Genomic DNA, 17,579 nt, shown 5'->3' with positions numbered 1-17,579 from the left:
AGGGCGTTGCGCGCTCAGCGGGTACGCAGGCTGTCGAGCAGCCGGTCCAGCGCGTGGAGCGCGTCGGTCAGCCGTGCGTGCAGGTCGGCGTCAGGCTCGGCGATCCAGAACGCCGCCTCGGTGATCGCGCCGTAGAGCATGCGTGCCATCACCCCGGCATGCAGTGGTACCACCGTGCCGGCGGCGATCAACGCGTCCAGCGCGTCCTGCAGCGCGGCGATACCTACCGACTGCGCCGCAGGCGGCACGTCGCCGAACACGGCGCGCGCGTCCTGCAGGATGATCCGGCGGATCTCCGGTTCCAGCGCCAGTTCCAGGTAGGTGCGGCAGCGGCGGCGGAAGCCGTCCCACGGCGTCGGCGCGGCATCGGACACCGCCTGCAGGCGCAGTCCGACTTCGACCTCGATCTGCTCGATGACCGCGATGAGCAGGCCGTCCTTGCTGCCGAAGTGGTGATACAGCGCGCCGCGGGTGAAGCCGGCCTCGGCGGTCAACACGTCCATCGAGGTATGCGCGAAGCCGTGTGTGGCGAACGCCTGCCGGGCCGCGGCCAGCAGGCTGGCGCGGGTGGTCTCGATCATCTCGCGGCGGCTGCGGCGCTGGTGCATCGGGGAATCTCATTCACATACGAGGTGTACGTTATTTGCGTACACGGCGTATGTCAATGCGTTTGGTTGGGTTTGCGCTGGATGGCCGGGCGCTCTGGACGCTCGCCGCCGGCACCTGTTGCACCTTCAAGGCGTGTGGTGCGGGTGGCTTTGCCTATTCGCCGCCAACGCCGCCGAGAGGCATCCAGCCGTTACAGCGCAGACGCCGTGGCGTGTGAGTGCGATGGGGTGCAATGGGTGCTGTCGGCGGTGCCGCGAAGGCTGCAGTAAAGGGCGCCGATCGGATCGGTCAGGATCGACCGGCGCATCCAGTTGTCGTTCTCACGCGATGCGCGGGGAGTGGACGTCGCTCACGCACTACCCAAGGCCTTCACTGCGTCTGTGGTCTGGTGACCACTGCGCAACCGAATTGGAGTGTCGAATGGACACCACGCTGATGCCCTGGGTCGCCGGACTGTTCGTCCTGCTCATCGCCGCGATGCTGTATCTGGTAACCCGCGCCAAGAAGAACCGCAACCGTCCGGCGCAGGATCACGCCGCCACCAAGAGCGACGTGGACAGCGCATCCAAGCGTTAGCGCGTCGTGGCAGGCGTGGCGGCGGTCACCGCCTGCATTCCGGTCAGGCATCCATGTCGATCGGTGCGAAGCGCGGGCGGTGCACGCCGTCCACTTCCACCTGCCCAATAAACATCTGATACGGCCGCACCCACAACTCGCCTTCGCCGTACAGCGGCCGGTACAGCACCAGCGGTTCCAGCGTCTCGCTGCTGCGGACCACGCCCAGCACCTCGTATTTGCCGCCCTTGAAGTGGCGGTAGCGGCCCAGGGCAATGGAAGGCAGCGGGCTGAGGTCGCGCATGACGGAGTTCTGTTGGGCGGGGGAGCGCGAGTGTAGCTGGCTACGTCTGCGCGCTCTCGGCGTCGCGAGGGCGAATTGCGCGGACCGCGACGGTTCGCCGCTTCGTCTGGCCCACGGAAAGCATCTCTCGTAGGAGCGGCTTCAGCCGCGACGGGCGTTCCCGATCATGCCCGTCGCGGCTGAAGCCGCTCCTACAGGGTGGCTCCCAGACAATCAGACAACCGGCGCTCGGGAGACCCCGTCCATCGTCGCCAGTACGCTGCACGTCGGCGCGTGCGCAGCGCCCATGTTTCGCATCACCTGCAAGCAGATGATCGGCGCGTCGTTGTGCGCCCGGCCCGCGATGTCATTGCCAAGGATGTCGGGTGGACGATGTCCGCCGCTGTACGCCGTGTGCAGGTTGATCGAGCGCGCGCAAAGGTTATGGCGCCAAATCGGCGAAGTCGAACGCCTGCCCGGGCTCGGCCGCGACGAAATCCGCTGCGGCGATGCCTGCCAAGTGCAGTGCGGCGGCCAGCGCTTCGCGCGGCTCATCACGGCCCTCGTCGGTGAGCTGGAAGGTGCCCCAATGAATGCCGAGCGCGCGCCGCGCGCCGGTGTCGCGGAAGATCCGCACCGCTTCGGTGGGATCGATGTGCTGCGGCGCCATGAACCAGCGCGGCGCGTAGGCGCCGATCGGGATCAGCGCCACGTCGGGTGCGCCGTGACGGTCGCGGATCTCGCGGAAAATGGCGCCATCGCCATAGCCGGTGTCTCCCGCGAACCACACCGATCCCCGCGCCGTCTCGATGAAGAAGCCGGACCACAGCGCCATCCTGCGGTCGGCGATGCCGCGGCTGGACCAATGGTTGGCGCGGGTCAGCGTCGCCGTCGCGCCCCCGCCGATCGGCAGCCGGTCGTGCCAGTCGCCGGTGGCGATGCGCGCATCGGGCACGCGCTTGCGCAGCAGGACGTCGTTGCCCAGCGGCATCACGAACAGCGGCTGGTGCGCATCGTGCAGCTTGCGCAAGGTCGCCAGGTCGAAGTGGTCGTAGTGGTTGTGGCTCAGCAGCACCGCGTCGATGGGTGGCAGATCCGCGAAACGGATGCCCGGCTCCGTCACCCGCTTGGGGCCGGCGATCTGCGAAGGGCTGGCTCGCTGTGACCACACCGGGTCGGTGAGCAGGTTGAGGCCGCCGGCCTGGATCAGCAGCGTGGCGTGGCCGACCATGGTGATGCGCAGACCGTCGTGCCGCGGCGCAGGCACGGCGAGTGTCACCGCGACCTGCGCGGGCCAGCGCACCGCGCCCATGGCGGCCTTCCAGCGCAGGACCTTGCTCAGCGCGTTGTCGATGGTGGGCTGGCCGGGGTTGAAGAAGCGTACGCCATCGAAATGGTCGCTGACGGGGCCACGGTAATAAGGGTTGGCCATTGAGGCGCGATCCGGATGACGCAAGGGGAGGGAAGGTTACCCGTCAGCGGCGTAAGCGTGCGTGCGCGCCTGCCTCGGCTGCCGCGCTATGGTCCCGGCCGGTGCCACGTGCGGCTTCACTTCGGCGTGCCCAGCCCACCCATGTTGAGCATCACCCGCAACCCGATCACCAGCGCGTCGTCCGGCGCACGGCGCGCCGCGGGATTGCCAAGGATGTCGGGATGGACGATGTACTGCACGTTCGGCACCAGGAACAGCGGCGTCTGCGCGATGCGGTAGCTGTAGTTGAGTTCGAACATGAGTTCGTTGCGCGCGATGTCCGGGGCGGCGCCGCGCTTGCGCAGCACGTCGTTCATGTAGCCCTGCTGGTCCGCACTGAAGCGGTAGTAGTGCGCGATCGCGCCGATGCCGTCGCCGGGCCGCGCCGCGAACGGGCCGCTGTAGTACAGGCCGGCGGTGACCTGCAGGTCGTACACCTGGTGCTTGTCGAACGGTGCGGCGATGTTACCGAAGGCGACCAGCATGCGCTTGCTTGCCATGCCCTGCGGCCGGTACAGCGCGCGTTCGCCGAGCGCGTACGCGCCCCAGCGCCCACCGTCGTACAGGCGCGCAGGGCCGCCGACCAGCCCGCGCAGGCCGCCGGCCTGGTTGTAGCGCAGGTCGCTGTAGTCGGCCGAGTTGTACCAGAGGCCGGCGAGGTAGCGCGGTGCGCCCTTGCCCAGTGCGGGATCGGGTTCGTAGCCGACCTCGAGCGTGCCCAGCACGCCGGTGCTGTCGGCGGTGCTCCAGTCCAGGCCGTGGTTGTTCTTGCGCTGCGGGTTCAGTTCGAATGCGCCCACCGAGACATAGGTGGCCTCTGGCTTGTAGCGCAGCTTCGCGCCCCAGTTCACGTAGGGAAAACCGACGAAACCGCCATCGGCCTGGCTCAGCTGGAACGGGCAGTCCGAAGCGCTGACGAAGCGGCAGCCGTAGCGGCTGCGCGCGAATTGCCAGGTGGTGTTCATGCGCCCGGCGACCAGTTGCCAGCGCCCGTCGGCGAAGGTCTGTTCCCAGGTCAGTTGTGCCAGTTGCGCCTGCTGCTGCGGATACCAGTAGCCCTGCACCTTGACGCCGTTGCCGATCTGCCGCTGCGACAGGCTGTCGCCGTAGTACCAGGCGCCGGTGGCGTGCAGCGTGGCACCGGGAATGCCGAATAGGCGCTGCAGATCCAGGTCGGCACCGGCAACCACGCCGCCGGCATTGCGGTCGCCGCGCGACAGGCCGCCGTCGACGTTGCGCGCGTAGTCGTTGGACCAGACCAGGCGCGGGGCGATGCCGTGGTCGTCGAGCCATTGCGCGGTGTCGGCGGCAATGGCGGTGGCCGGCAGGGCGGCGGCAGCCGCCAGCAACGAGACGCAGGAAAGAGAACGGGACATGGGACGCTCCACGGACAAGACGAAGCACTCGCCGGACGGCGCGGTGGGTGCGCGGCGACGCGGCAGTGCGCGAAGGGAAGACACCTTCCGGTCGTGGAGCCGCAGCACGGCGTCGCGTCCGTCAGCGACGGGCACGCCTGTGTGCAGACCTGTGGGGGGACCGGCAAAGAAACGCGAGGGCAGACCGGAACGCGTTGCGCGGCGCCGAGGCGCACGCCATCGCCGCAGCCATGGGCCGCGCAACTGCGCGGCCCATCGAGCTGGAGGCAACCCGTGCGGGTCAGCCCACCTTGCCCAGGCCGGCGGCGGCCATCGCCGCGGCGATCTCCTTGTCGGCGCCCTCGGCCAGCGGCAGCAGCGGCGAACGCACCGTGGCGTGGTCGAGCAGGCCGCGCGCGACCAGCGCCCACTTCAGCGCCACCGAGCCTTCCATGTGCGAGCCGCGGTGATAGACGCTCTTGGTCACCGGCAGCAAACGGTCGTGCAGTGCGCGCGCCTTGGCGTAGTCCTTGGCCTTGCCGGCGGCGATCATCTCCAGCAGCGGCTCCGGGGCGATGCAGCCGTAGCCCACCAATGCGCCATCCACGTCGAACATGGTGTGCAGCAGATACTCATCGTGGCAGGTCAGCACCGGCACGTGCGGGCGCTCCTTGCGGAACACCGGGATCTCGGTGTCCCAGCGCTTCATGTTGCGCACGCCGTTCTTCATCGCGACCACGCCGGGCAGCGCGGCGATCTCCAGCAGCGTCTCCAGGTCGTAGGTGGCCTTGGTCGCGTCCGGGTACTGGAACAGGATCATCGGCAGTCCGCTGGCCTCGTGGATGGCCTTGTAGCGGTCCTGCGGCGCGCCCTTCTGATAGCCGAAGCGCAGCCAGCCGTGCGACGGATAGATCAGTCCCGCGGAGGCGCCGGCGGCGACCGCGCGCTTGGCTTCGTCGGCGGCGACGCGCGTGCCTTCCAGGGTGATGCCGGCGATGATCGGGATGCGGCCGTCGACCGCGTCGCGGAACGCGGTGATCACCTTGGCCTGTTCGTCGCGTTCCAGGAACGTGCCTTCGCCGGCGTGGCCAAGCACGGTCAGGCCCTTGACCCCGTCGATGCCGCCGAGCCAGGCGCCGATGCGCTTGATCGCGGGATAGTCGACGGCGCCGTCGCGGGTGAACGGGGTGACCGGGGCGGGGACAAGGCCTTTCAGGTCGAGAGTGCTCATGCGGATTTCCTCTTCTTCGGATCAACGGGGGATGGAATCGAACGCGGGGTTCGACGGGGGTGGGACGGAGGCGATGCGCGATGCGCCGGCGGCGGTGCCGGCGCTGCGCTCAGGGAGACAGCTGCTCCAGCGATTTGCCCTTGGTTTCCAGGGCGAAGCGCCAGGTCACGACGGCGCCGGCCAGCAGCACGGCGGCGAAGGCGGCGAACACGTAGCGGATGCCGAGCCCGGCGATCACTGCGCCGACCAGCAGCGGTCCGCAGGCCGAGCCCAGGCGCAGCCAGGCGCTGCCCAGTCCGGTGCCGATGGCGCGGATGCGGGTGGGGTAGAGCTCGGCCGAATACAGGTACAGCGAGAAGGTGATGGTCTGCACCGCGGCATAGCCCAGCGCCGCGAACACCAGCACCTGCGGCGCCGAGGTGCCGCCGAGTGCCGCCAGCGCCAGCAGCGGGATGCCGCCGGCCACGAACGCCAGCCCATACCAGCGCTTGCGTCCGACCTTGTCGATCGACAGCGCGCAGGCCACGGCGGCGGCGACGCCGGCCAGCGAGGTGAAGAAGCCATAGGCGATGCTCTGCTGCAGCGACAGCCCGAAGTGCGTGCGGTACAGCGTCGGCAGCCAGGTGATGATGCCGTTGGCCACCAGGTAGGAGCAGAACCACAGGCTCCAGATCACCAGCGTGCGCTTGCGATAGACGCTGCCGAACAGCTCGCGCCAGTCCGAGCGCTGCGCCTTGGGCAGCGCAGTGCGGTCGAACGCTGGCGCCGGCAACGGGCCATGCTGGCGCTCGGCGCTGCGCTCGAGTTCGGCCACGATCGCGTCGGCCTTGGTGTAGCGGCCCTTGGAGGCCAGCCAGCGCGGCGATTCGAACATGAAGAAGCGCAGCGGGATCATGATCGCCGCCGGGATCAGCCCGACCATGAACATCGCCTTCCAGCCATAGGCCGGCACCAGGAAGTAGCCGATACCGCCGGCGGCGACCAGGCCGAGCAGGAACATCACCTCGTACAGCAGGAAGAAGCGGCCGCGCTTCTTCGAACCGATCAGTTCGTTGATGTAGGCGCTGGCCACCGGCACCTCGCCGCCGGTGCCGATGCCCTGGACGAAGCGGAACGCGATCATCGCCGCGGCGCTGCCGGCGAACAGGCAGGCCACGTCCATCGACACGAACAGCAGGATGGTGAACAGCAGCACGTGCAGGCGGCCGATGCGCTCGGCCAGCCAGCCGAAGAACACCGAGCCCAGCAGTTGGCCCAGGTAGCCGGCCGACAGGATCGCGCCGATCTGCGCCGGCGACAGCTGCCACTCCTTGGTCAGCACCGGCATCGCGTAGGCGATGGCGATCACCGTGTAGCCGTCGAAGAACGTCGCGGCGCCGACGATGTTGCGCGCCCACCACACCTTGCGGGTGATCGGCAGGCGTTCGAGGCGTGCGCCGATCTCCGCCTGCGCCTCGGCGATGGACGGCGCGTGGGCGGTGGTCGTGGCGGTGGTGGCAGGGGCAGGGGTGGACATGAGCATCGTGGCTGCCTTTCGCAGGACAAGGGGCGCCTGGCGCGGGCGCCGAAGCGTCCACGAGGCGAGACGGACAGGGAGAGCCGGGCGGCGCCCGGGCGGATCAGGTGCTGGGCGCGGTCACGGCAACGCTCCCGCTGGCCTGGATCGCGAAGGCGATGTCCTTGGCGGCCAGCAACGTGGGCTGCAGGGCGGTGTCGAGCAGTTCGGCGTGGCTGGTGCGCACCGACGGCGCGGCGACGCTGATCGCGCCGAGCGGATAGTCGTCCGCATCCAGCACCGGCACCGCCAGCACGCGCAGGCCTTCAGTCAGCATCGACTCCAGGATCACGTAGCGGTCGCGGCGGATGCAGTCGAAGGTGTGCCGCATCGTGGCGATCTCCGGGGTCTGCGGACCCTCCACGTCGACCCCGGTCACCCGCGTCACCTCCGCCGGCGCCAGGTGCGCCAGCATCGCCAGGCCGATCGCGGTGCGGGTGCTGGGCACCGTGGTGCCGATGCGGATGTCCACGCCGAGGCGGGTGATGCCGGCACGGACGCGTTCGATGTAGAGCACGTCGGGGCCTTGCAGCACCGCGAAGCTGGCCGCCTCGTTGACGTCGCTGACGAGGGTGCGCAGCAGCGGCCGCACCACGCTGCGCAGGTCGCGGCGGGCGATGGCATGGAAGCCGAGGTCGAGCACCTTCAGAGTCAGGCGGAAGCGGCGGCTCTCCGGCACGCGATGCACGTAGCCCAGTTCGACCAGGGTGTTGAGCATGCGGAAGGTGGTGCCGGGATCGAGCCGGGCCAGGGCCGCGATCTGGCTCAGCGACAGTTCCTCGTGCTCGGACGAGAACGCCTCGAGCACGCGAAAGCCCTTGGCCAGCGACTGCACCGTGCTGCGCAGCTTCTTGTCCCCGGCCTCGTCGCCGTCGTCTGGCGCGGCGCTAGCCGCGCGCTGGGAAATCGTCTTGATCATCTGCAGTTCCTGGAGAACCCGGGAAGCGCCAGCTTGCTCGACCCGCCCGGTGATGTCGCTTGACAAGTGAATTTCGGATTGCGAAAATTATTTCGTAATTTCAAGCCAAGATTCCGCCTGGGTGCTCGATGCGTCAAGTTGCGGCGCAACATGCGTGGGCGGTTCGCCCTGCGTGTCGACGATGCGTGGTTTCGAAATCTGCGAAAGCCGAGTCATCGCCTGCTGGAGTTGCGTAGGCGCGAGGCCATGCCGCGCCATCGCGCGATGTCCATGCCTGGGGCGGCGCCTGTCGCGAGGCACGTGGCGTCGCGTCTGTATCGCCAGGTAGACGAACGCGGCCGTGCGTGGCGATGTCAGCCCTGCTGGCAGACATCGAGACGATCGCGCCGATACCGTGATGCATGGCTCGAACGACCCGACAGACGCCGCCCCCGCCGGCGCAGACATGGTGGCAAGGACTCTCGTTCAAGCACACCGCGGCCGAGGTGTCGGCGGTGCTGGTGGTGATCGGCGCGACCTACGGTTTCGTGCAGTACGTGGAGGTCAAGCCGCTGCAGCGGCAGTTGGCCGAGGCGAAGGCCGCGGCCTGCAAGTCGGAGGCGGCCGCGTCGTCGGCGATCATGACGCTGCTGCCAGGCGAGAGTCGCACGCTCTTCGACGGTGCGCTGACCGTTGCCAACCTCACGCCAGCACAGGACGACGCCAAGGTGCGGCTGCGCATCGCGCCGTTGGGTGCGGCCACGGTCGACAAGCTCCAGCCGGCCCCAGGAGACCGCTTCCTGGTGCAGGCGCCGGGCCGTGGTCGCTATGCGGTCTACCTGCGTTCCAGCAGCGCGCAGTTCGTGGAACTGTCGATCCTGCGGCAACCGTGACCCGTGCGCTGACGCCGGCACGCCATTCAAGAAATCCCACGCATGGCCGCCATTGCGGATAGAGAAGCCGTTTCGTCGGAACGGCCGCCGCTCGGGGGAACGCGCATGCTGTCCTTGCCACGCCTGCTGGGTCGCCACCTGGCCAAGTTCCTGTCCAAGCCGCGCCGCCACGGCTCGCAGCTGCCGACCAGCCCGCCGCAGCTGTTGCGCGCCACGCTGCGCAAGGGCGACGTGCTGCTGGTCGAGGGCAACAGCCGCTTCTCCACCGCCATCAAGTACCTGAGCCAGTCCACCTGGTCGCATGCGGCGCTGTACATCGGCGACCACGTGGCCGCGGTTCCCGGCGAGGAAGCGCCGCTGTTCTGCGATGTCGACATCAATGTCGGCGTGCGCCTGGTGGGACTGAGCGAGTTCGCCGGCCTGCATACGCGCATCTGCCGCCCGGTCGGGTTGAGCGCGCAGGAGATCGAGACCGTGGTGGAGTACATGGTCACGCGGGTCGGCAACAGCTACGACCTGAAGAACATCTTCGACCTGGCGCGCTACCTGATCCGCACGCCGCCGCTGCCGTCGTCGGTGAAGCGCCGCTTCCTGGAGCTGGGAAGCGGCGAGCCGACCCGGGCGATCTGTTCGACGCTGCTCGCGCAGGCCTTCGGCGCAATCCGCTATCCGATCCTGCCGGAGATCGACCGTGCGTCGCCGGCGGACGCCGATGCCGCGGAGGACGCGGAAGTCCTGCATCCGCGCCACCACAGCCTCACCCTGCCGCGCGATTTCGACGTCTCGCCATACTTCAACGTGGTCAAGCCGCGCTTGCAGCACGGTTTCGATTTCCATCGCCTGGTGTGGGAGCCGTATGCCGCCACACCGCATGCGGCCGCGACGCCGCTCGATGCGGCGATGGCCTGACGGGGAGCGTCTCCAGCGCAGAACTGTGGTGCGTGTTCATCTTGCGCCACCCGCTGCGGTTCAAGTTCACTTGCCTGCGGGCCGATACCAGAGTCCGTTTTTAGGGTTTTTCCTGACACCATGAATCCCATCCAGTTCGTTCGTCGCCATATCGCCAACCTGCCCATGGCACGCAAGTTCGTCGTGCTGTGTACGTTGATCGCGCTCGGTGTGGTGCTGCTGGCGGTTGCGGCGGCGCGTCTGCAATATCTCAACCTGATCGATGCGCGCAAGCAGACCGTGAAGACGCAGGTCGACATGGGCCTGAGCGTGATGCAGCACTACGCCGACCTGGCCAAGCGTGGCGAGATGACCGAGGCGCAGGCGCAGGCGGCGGCCAAGGGCGCGCTCGCCGACATGAAGACCAACCGCGGCGTGGACTACTTCTTCATCGTCGATCCGCAGATGCGCATCGTCATGCATCCCAAGCGCGCGGTCGGCACCGACATGAGCGGCTACAAGAGCGACGCCGGCGAGTACGTCTATCGCGATATCCAGACCGCGGTGCGCAGCGGCGACGGTTTCAGCTACTACACCGCACCCAAGCCCGGCAAGAAAGAGCAACTGCCGAAGATCAGCTACGCCGCGCTGTACCCGCAATGGAACTGGGTGCTGGTGATGGGCGTGTACGCCGAAGACATCCAGGCCGAGGCGATGGGCTTCACCAGGATCCTCACCGTGATCGGCGCGGCGCTGGTGGCGCTGGTGGTGGGCCTGTGCTGGCTGATCGCCGGCGCCATCGTCGCGCCGTTGCGCGGTGCCACGCGGACCGCCGAGGCGATCGCCTCCGGCCGCTTCGACAATCCGATCAAGGTGGAGTCGCGCGACGAGACCGGGCAGTTGATGACCAGCATGCAACAGATGCAGACGCAGCTGCAGCGCTTCAACGGCGAGATGCAGACCCTGGTGCGGCTGCAGCAGGGCGAGGACATCAGCCATCGCATGCCGGAAGACTTCCCGGGTGACTACGGCACGCTGGCGCACGGCATGAACACGGCGCTGTTCGAACACCTGGACGCCATCGTCGAGGCGATGGCGATCATGGACGAGTACGGTCGCGGCGACCTGCGCCGCGACATGCGCCGGCTGCCTGGGCAGCGCGCGGCGCTGCACGAGGCGCTGGACGTGGTCAAGGCGAACCTGTCGGCGGTCAACGGCGACATCGCGCGCCTGGCCGATGCGGCCGCGCGCGGCGACTTCAGCGCCCGCGGCGACGAGGCGCGCTACGAGTTCGCGTTCAAGGAAATGGTGGAGGCGCTGAACCGGCTGATGCGTCAGGCCGACAGCGGCCTGGCCGACGTCGGCCGGATCATGGGCGCGATCGCCGATGGCGACCTGTCGCAGCGTGTGGACGTGCGCTACGAAGGCGCGTTCGGCACCCTCGCCGACGCCGCCAACCGCACCGCCGAGCAACTGACCGGCATCGTGCAGGGCATCCAGCGCGCGGTCGGCTCGATCAACACCGCCGCCAGCGAGATCGCCAGCGGCAACAGCGACCTGTCGGTGCGCACCGAGCAGCAGGCGGCCAGCCTGGAAGAGACCGCCGCCTCGATGGAGGAACTGACCTCCACCGTAAGGCAGAACGCCGACAGCGCTCGCCAGGCCAACCAACTGGTGCTGAGCACCGGCGAGGTGGCCGAGAACGGCGGTCGCGCGGTCGAGGAAGTGGTGGCGACCATGGCCTCGATCAGCGCCGCGTCGGCGCGTATCGCCGACATCATCGGCGTGATCGACGGCATCGCATTCCAGACCAACATCCTGGCGCTCAACGCCGCGGTGGAAGCGGCACGCGCCGGCGAACAGGGCCGCGGCTTCGCGGTCGTCGCCTCGGAAGTGCGCTCGCTGGCGCAGCGTTCGGCAGCCGCGGCCAAGGAGATCAAGACCCTGATCTCCGACTCGGTCCAGGAAGTGGAACAGGGCTCGACCCTGGTCAACCGCGCCGGCACCACCATGACCGAGGTGGTCGCCTCGGTGAAGCGGGTCACCGACATCATGGCCGAGATTTCCGCGGCCAGCGCCGAGCAGAGCGCGGGCATCGACCAGGTCAGCAAGACGGTGATGCAGCTGGACGAGGGTACCCAGCAGAACGCGGCACTCGTGGAAGAAGCCAGCGCGGCGGCCAAGAGCATGGAAGACCAGGCGGCGGAACTGGCGCGCGCGGTGGCGGTGTTCCGCCTCGCCGGCGGCGCCGCCATCAGCGCGGCACCGGCCCGCGTGACGAAGCCGCAGCCGGCCAGGCCGCCGGTGCGTGCCGCCGTTGCCGCCTCCAAGCCCAAGCCGGTGGCCCCCGTGCGGCAGCCGGCGACCAAGCCACGCCCGATCCAGGGCGTGCCGGCGGACAGCGCGGAGTGGGAAGAGTTCTGAGCCAGTGCGGCGTGGTGGCATCCGCCGCCACGCCGTGTTCGTCTGGTCTTTGCGGGAGCGGCTGCGGTCGCGACGGGCTTTCCAGGGAAGGCTTCGTCGCGACCGACGTCGCTCCCATATTGCTTTCCGGGGTGCTGGCGAACGCGCGATGACATTGTCGTAGGAGCGGCTCCAGCCGCGACCGGGGCGTGCCCAGGAATCCTGGTCGCGGCTGAAGCCGCTCCTACAAGTGACGGCACCGCCTGGCAGTAGAGACGCGTCCGCTAGCTTCTTCATCCACTCTTTGCCCGTCGCTACCTATGGTCGCAGCGACGGCGCGCCGGCATCGCGGCGCGTGGAGGAGAGCCGATTGCATGTTCTGGAAACGCAATAGCCTGTCGATCGTATTGCTGGCGCTGAGCCTGCTGTTCATGGCCGGCCAGGCGCTCAGTGGCCACCAGGCCTACAACGAGGAACTGCGCCAGCAGGGGCTGGCGGCCTTGCCGATGTGGGAGTACCTGCACAGCGGGCATTTCATCGGCGCGCTGTTCGAGAACTGGGAGAGCGAGTTCCTGCAGATGGGCATGTACGTGGTGCTGACGGTGAAGCTGCGCCAATGGGGCTCGGCCGAGTCACGGCCGCTGGCGCCTGCCGAGGAAGACGACGCCGTCGCGCCCGGCCCGGTGCCGTGGCCGGTGCGCGCTGGCGGCATCTGGCTGGCGCTGTACGAGCGCTCGCTGGCGCTGGCCTTCGGTGCCCTGTTCCTGCTCAGTTTTGTCCTGCATGCGCTGGGCAGTTGGCGCCACGAGGTAGCCGAACAGGCGATGCAGCATCGGCCGCCGCCCTCCTTCTGGGAACACGTCAGCGGCGCGCAGTTCTGGTTCGAATCGATGCAGAACTGGCAGAGCGAGTTCCTGGCCGTGTTCGCGCTGGTGGTCCTGACCATCTGGTTGCGGCAAAAGGACTCTCCGCAATCCAAGCCGGTGCATGCGCCGCATCGGCAGACCGGCGACTGAACGGGGCTGCCGCGAAGCAGCCCATGGCCCAGACACACGAACGCCGCGATGCTTGCGTATCGCGGCGTTCGTGTGAGGGGACCTGCAATGGTGCGTCAGCGCGCCACGCTGCCCTTGGTCGAGCCGGCACCGGGGCCGGCGCCCAGGTCGGCGCCCGTGGTCGGGTCGCTGTCCGGTTGCGACAGCGTACGCGCCGCCAGCGCCTGCAGCGCGCTCTGTTCCAGTTCGCTCAGGCCCACGCTGGGCATGCCGCTGCCGCCATCCACGGCCACCTGGCGATTGCGGTCGGCAATGGATTCCCACTGGCTGCCGCTGTTCCAGGGACCGTGCATGTCGCCATCGCCTTGCGACATGTCGTAGTAGCGGTCGGTGAAGGCCGGATCGCCCGGCAGCTTGCCCGGCGGGAAGTTCGGTTCGATCGAGTACAGCGCTTTCTCGAAGGACTTCTGGTGCGCCACTTCGCGGGTCATCAGGAAGGTCAGCGCATCGACGATGCCGGGATCGTCGGTCACGTTGATCAGCCGCTCGTACACGATCTTGGCGCGGGCTTCGGCGGCGATGTTGGAACGCAGGTCGGCGGTGGGTTCGCCGATGCTGTCCACATAGGCCGCGCTCCACGGCACGCCGCTGGAATTGACCAGGGCCGGACCGCCGCCATAGAGGATCTGCTGAGTCTGGCTGGTGTTGTTATTGCGGGTGAGGTTGCGCATGTCCTCGGCTTCGGCCATGCCTTCGGACAGCACCGCCTTCGGACCCTGGTTGAGCATGGCGATGATCGAGCCGATGATTTCCAGGTGGCTCAGTTCTTCGGTGGCGATGTCGTACAGCAGATCCTTGCGGCCGGGGTCGACCTCGCCGATGGCCTGGGTGAAATAGCGCATGGCCGCAGCCAGTTCGCCCTGCGGGCCGCCGAATTGCTCCAGCATCAGCGAGGCCAGCGCCGGGTCGGGCTGCGCCACGCGCACCGTGTACATCAGCCGCTTGTTGTGCATGAACATGAAAACTCTCCTGGAGTGCCGCCCGAACGTCGCGACGACGCAGTGGCGCGGCCGGTGGCCGCGCGTGGGGGATAGGCGTCTGGGACGCCGCGGCCCGCCTTTGCCTCAGCGGACCGCGGCTGGGGCGGTCAGGCCGCCTTGCGCTTGCGCGCTGCTTCTTCGTTTCCGCCCTGTTCGGCGAGCAGGGTCAGCTTCTCGTCGGTGGACTTCTCTTCGTTGAGCGTTTCCAGCAGCAGGGTCAGCGCATCGTCCATGCCCAGTTGCTTGGCCATGGCGGCGAGCGTGCCGTAGGACGCGATCTCGTAATGCTCGACCTTCTGCGCGCCGCCGATCAGCGCGGCATCGCGCACCGGGCCAGCCTCGATCGAGTCGATCACTTCCTTGCCTTCTTCCACCAGGCCTTCCATGGCGGCGCACTTGATCCGCTTCAGGCGCAGATTGCCTTTTTCGACAATCTGGTCGATGCGCTCGATCTGGCCCTGGGTTTCTTCCAGATGCGCCTCGAACGCTGCACGCAGCGCCGGATTGGTGGCGGCGCGCGCCAGGCGCGGCAGTGCCTTGGTCAGCTGCTTCTCGGCGCTGTAGATGTCCGACAGCTCGTGGATGAACAATTCGTCGATGGTCTTGACGGCCATTGGGAGTCTCCGGTCGGTGATGGATGGTGGTGCTGCTGTGGGGGAATGCGCGCGCGTCTGTCGTGTACGACGGCGCTCAGTGCTTGGCGGTTTCGCCTTCGGTGCGCTCGCGCTTCAGGAACGCCAGGATCGTGGCTTCCTGGTGTTCGATCAGCCATTCGGCCATGGCGATTTCCTGGTCGAGGATGGCGGCGCAGATGTCGGCGATCTCGGTCTGCCCGGCTTCCTTGGCGGCGATGACCAGCGCACGGTAGCTGGCGATCTCCATGTGCTCGAAGGCATAGCTCACACCCAGGCTCTTGGCCACTTCATCGCTCATCATCGAGTTGCCGGCGGCGTGCACCGACGCCATCACACTGGCGACCGTGCCCTTGATCGTGGGGATCGAGCCACCGAGGATCTCGATGCAACGCTTGACCTTGTCGGACTGATCGCGGGTTTCGTTGACATGCTGCTCGATGCGCGCCTTCAGCTGCGGGTAGTGCTCCAGGCGGCCGGCGGTGGCGGTGAGCATGGTGTTGGCCTCCTGCTCCATCGCATAGGCGTCCTGCAGCCACTTCAACAAGCGTTCGGTGTTGCTTCGGGTCATGGATATCGCTCCAGATGGTGTGCGCGACGTACATGGATCGCATCGCGCGTCCGTGTGTTTTTCCCCTGTGCGATCAACCTAAACCCGCCGCCGTTAGAGCAGTTGCAGCGCAGAGTGAATGCCATGCGAGATGCGGCGTGAGGAGCTGTACACGTTGGCGATACGCGTGATGCGCGGCTGCTGCGTGTCTTTCGCGCTCGCGCTCTCGTAGGAGCGGCTTCAGCCGCGACAGGCTTCCCAATGCCTGTCGCGGCTGAAGCCGCTCCTACAGAGGGGAGTGCGCTGGAACTGTGGCCTGCTACCGAGACAGCAGCAGGCGCGATGCGTGTACTTGCGTGAGGATCACCGCGACAACATCAGGGGAAAGCATCTCGCGGCCAGAGCCGCTCCTGCAGCACCGCCAGCCCGCAGCGCTCTTCCCATTCCCAATTCCCCACTCCCGATTCCCGGCCCTACAACGTCACCGCTCCGCCCGAAATCGTCAGCAACGTGCCCGAGGTATAGCTCGAGGTATCCGCGGCCAACAGTACATACGCCGAAGCCAGTTCCGCCGGCTGACCAGGACGGCCGAACGGGGTCTGCTCGCCGAACGTGCGCACCGACTCCTCGTCCATGCCGGTCGGAATGAATGGGGTCCAGATGGGGCCCGGCAGCACCGCGTTGACGCGGATCTTCTTCTCGGCGAGCAGGCCGGCCAGGCCGATGGTCAGGTTGGCCAGCGCACCCTTGGTGGCCGAGTACGGCAGGATGTTGGGTGTGGGCTTCTTCGAATTGACCGAGGCGGTGTTGATGATCGATCCGCCCTCGGGCATGTGCGGCAGTGCCAGCCGCACCAGGTGGAACGGTGCGTGCACGTTGGTGGCGAAGGTCTTCTCCCACTCGTCGAGGGTGATCTCGTCGAAACTGTGGAAGTAGCGCTGGTAGGCGGCGTTGTTGACCAGCACGTCGATGCCGCCGAAGGCCTCGGCCACGGTCTTGATCAAGGTTTCGGCCTGTGCGCGGTCGCTGATGTCGCACGGATGCAGCAGCACGCGCACGCCTGCGTCCTCGACCAGCTTGGCGATGCGCTCGGCATCGTCCTGCTCGTCGGGCAGATAGGCGATGGCGACGTCGGCACCTTCGCGCGCATAGGCGATCGCCACCGCCGCGCCGATGCCGCTGTCGCCGCCGGTGATCAGGGTGCGCTTGCCCTGCAGCAGGCCATGGCCGACGTAGCTGTCTTCGCCGTGATCCGGTTTCGGATCCATGGCCTGGGTCTTGCCGGGAAAGGATTGCTGCTGGGCCTTGAAAGGCGGCGAAGGGTAATTGGGAACGGCCATGTGCGTACCTCGTTGGGGGAGTGTCCAACGAGGGTGGGCGGGCATCGGTAAAGCCGGGGCCAAGGCCATGTGCGCGGCATGTCACGACGCCGGCCCATGCACGCGCCGGACAGCGCGCTGCGGCAGCGGCCGCCGCCGCACTGCGAACTCAGCTGGCGGCGAGCGTGCGCGCGCCGACGATGATCATGCGCAGCATCGCGGTGATCTGCCGGATCAGTTCCGGATCCTTCTCCGGCGGCAGGTCCATCGCGGTGGCGCCCATCGCGAACACCAGCCGGGTGATCGCCTTGGACACCAGCGCCGGCTCGTGCAGCGGCGCGCCTTCCAGCGCGGCCAGGCGGATCAGGTCCACGCGCAGTTCGTCCTCGAAATAGTTCAGCTCGCGATCGACCGCGTGCTTGAACGCGTCCGAACCGACCGTGCCCTCGCGTAACAGGACGTGCAGCAGCTTGTCGTCGGCGCGCAACTGTTCCATGAAAGTCTCCACGGAACTGAGGATGATGCTGCGGCGGTTGCCGGCGGCGCGCTGCCGCGCCTGGCCGATGATGGTGCGCAGCGAGCTGCCGGCCAGGTCGATCAGCGCCACCGCCAGTTCGTCCATGTCGCGGAACTGGCGGTAGAAGCTGTTGGGGGCGATGCCGGCCTCGCGGGTCACCTCGCGCAGGCTCAGCGTGGACACGCTGCGGTGCGGCCCGATCAGCTTGAGCGCGGCGGCCAGCAGGTCCTCGCGCGAGATGGCGCCCTTGCGGGCGTTCGGCGTGTCCGCGGACGGGGGAGGGGAGAGCGTCGTCATGGGCAGACCGGGCCAGGCAATGAGGGATGATAGCGCCTTCAATGAATGCACAAGTGTATAGACATCTGTCTCTGCGCCTGTATAGTGG

At 67.8% G+C, this 17,579-nt stretch carries 17 protein-coding genes; 5 read left to right on the top strand and 12 right to left on the bottom strand.

The window, feature by feature from the left end; genetic code table 11:
* Positions 1-14: 14 nt before the first annotated feature.
* Complete coding sequence (locus tag RAB71_RS18210; protein WP_010340738.1) at positions 15-608, bottom strand: TetR/AcrR family transcriptional regulator; 594 nt, start codon at positions 606-608, stop codon at positions 15-17.
* A gap of 421 nt (positions 609-1,029) precedes the next feature.
* Between RAB71_RS18210 and RAB71_RS18205 the strand changes: the two genes are divergently transcribed.
* A complete protein-coding gene (locus tag RAB71_RS18205) occupies positions 1,030-1,185 on the top strand; it encodes a hypothetical protein (protein WP_019796750.1) in 156 nt (51 codons plus the stop codon).
* Between the two features lie 43 nt (positions 1,186-1,228).
* On the opposite strand, the gene RAB71_RS18200 is transcribed toward RAB71_RS18205, so the two are convergent.
* The 6 genes from RAB71_RS18200 to RAB71_RS18175 all read right to left on the bottom strand — a co-directional run bounded on the left by RAB71_RS18200 (position 1,229) and on the right by RAB71_RS18175 (position 7,978).
* Entirely contained in the window at positions 1,229-1,468 is a 240-nt protein-coding gene (locus tag RAB71_RS18200; RefSeq protein WP_010340739.1) for a DUF1653 domain-containing protein, read from the bottom strand.
* A gap of 421 nt (positions 1,469-1,889) precedes the next feature.
* Positions 1,890-2,879, bottom strand: coding sequence for an MBL fold metallo-hydrolase (locus RAB71_RS18195; RefSeq protein WP_010340740.1), 990 nt, complete (start codon positions 2,877-2,879; stop codon positions 1,890-1,892).
* Positions 2,880-2,995: 116 nt separating this feature from the next.
* Positions 2,996-4,294 carry a carbohydrate porin gene (locus RAB71_RS18190; protein WP_081481890.1) on the bottom strand — a complete coding sequence of 433 codons (1,299 nt, stop codon included), beginning with the start codon at positions 4,292-4,294 and terminating at the stop codon, positions 2,996-2,998.
* Positions 4,295-4,574: 280 nt separating this feature from the next.
* Positions 4,575-5,504 carry a dihydrodipicolinate synthase family protein gene (locus tag RAB71_RS18185; protein ID WP_010340742.1) on the bottom strand — a complete coding sequence of 310 codons (930 nt, stop codon included), beginning with the start codon at positions 5,502-5,504 and terminating at the stop codon, positions 4,575-4,577.
* A gap of 109 nt (positions 5,505-5,613) precedes the next feature.
* On the bottom strand, positions 5,614-7,020 hold the full coding sequence (locus RAB71_RS18180) for an MFS transporter (RefSeq protein WP_234006610.1): 1,407 nt from the start codon (positions 7,018-7,020) through the stop codon (positions 5,614-5,616).
* A gap of 103 nt (positions 7,021-7,123) precedes the next feature.
* Positions 7,124-7,978 carry an IclR family transcriptional regulator gene (locus RAB71_RS18175; protein WP_010340745.1) on the bottom strand — a complete coding sequence of 285 codons (855 nt, stop codon included), beginning with the start codon at positions 7,976-7,978 and terminating at the stop codon, positions 7,124-7,126.
* 401 nt (positions 7,979-8,379) lie between these two features.
* Between RAB71_RS18175 and RAB71_RS18170 the strand changes: the two genes are divergently transcribed.
* From RAB71_RS18170 to RAB71_RS18155, 4 genes are all read left to right on the top strand, one after another.
* Entirely contained in the window at positions 8,380-8,850 is a 471-nt protein-coding gene (locus tag RAB71_RS18170) for a hypothetical protein (protein WP_040900837.1), read from the top strand.
* Between the two features lie 105 nt (positions 8,851-8,955).
* The gene (locus tag RAB71_RS18165) at positions 8,956-9,759 is read left to right on the top strand and encodes a YiiX/YebB-like N1pC/P60 family cysteine hydrolase (RefSeq protein WP_010340748.1); all 804 of its coding nucleotides are present in this window, start codon (positions 8,956-8,958) and stop codon (positions 9,757-9,759) included.
* A gap of 120 nt (positions 9,760-9,879) precedes the next feature.
* Complete coding sequence (locus tag RAB71_RS18160; RefSeq protein WP_010340749.1) at positions 9,880-12,162, top strand: methyl-accepting chemotaxis protein; 2,283 nt, start codon at positions 9,880-9,882, stop codon at positions 12,160-12,162.
* 353 nt (positions 12,163-12,515) lie between these two features.
* Complete coding sequence (locus tag RAB71_RS18155) at positions 12,516-13,157, top strand: DUF6766 family protein (RefSeq protein WP_010340750.1); 642 nt, start codon at positions 12,516-12,518, stop codon at positions 13,155-13,157.
* 95 nt (positions 13,158-13,252) lie between these two features.
* Here RAB71_RS18155 and RAB71_RS18150 read toward each other — a convergent pair whose 3' ends face one another.
* From RAB71_RS18150 to fabR, 5 genes are all read right to left on the bottom strand, one after another.
* Entirely contained in the window at positions 13,253-14,155 is a 903-nt protein-coding gene (locus RAB71_RS18150; RefSeq protein WP_010340751.1) for a manganese catalase family protein, read from the bottom strand.
* Positions 14,156-14,283: 128 nt separating this feature from the next.
* On the bottom strand, positions 14,284-14,790 hold the full coding sequence (locus tag RAB71_RS18145; RefSeq protein ID WP_010340752.1) for a ferritin-like domain-containing protein: 507 nt from the start codon (positions 14,788-14,790) through the stop codon (positions 14,284-14,286).
* A 76-nt stretch (positions 14,791-14,866) separates the two neighbouring features.
* A complete protein-coding gene (locus RAB71_RS18140) occupies positions 14,867-15,379 on the bottom strand; it encodes a ferritin-like domain-containing protein (RefSeq protein ID WP_010340753.1) in 513 nt (170 codons plus the stop codon).
* A 452-nt stretch (positions 15,380-15,831) separates the two neighbouring features.
* Positions 15,832-16,698 carry an SDR family oxidoreductase gene (locus tag RAB71_RS18135; RefSeq protein WP_010343633.1) on the bottom strand — a complete coding sequence of 289 codons (867 nt, stop codon included), beginning with the start codon at positions 16,696-16,698 and terminating at the stop codon, positions 15,832-15,834.
* Between the two features lie 148 nt (positions 16,699-16,846).
* A complete protein-coding gene (fabR, locus tag RAB71_RS18130; RefSeq protein ID WP_010343631.1) occupies positions 16,847-17,491 on the bottom strand; it encodes an HTH-type transcriptional repressor FabR in 645 nt (214 codons plus the stop codon).
* Between the last annotated feature and the right edge of the window lie 88 nt (positions 17,492-17,579).

Source organism: Xanthomonas sacchari, assembly GCF_040529065.1.
Taxonomy (GTDB): domain Bacteria; phylum Pseudomonadota; class Gammaproteobacteria; order Xanthomonadales; family Xanthomonadaceae; genus Xanthomonas_A; species Xanthomonas_A sacchari.
The sequence above is the reverse complement of the archived record's forward strand: the minus strand, read 5'-3'. Positions and strand labels throughout refer to the sequence as shown.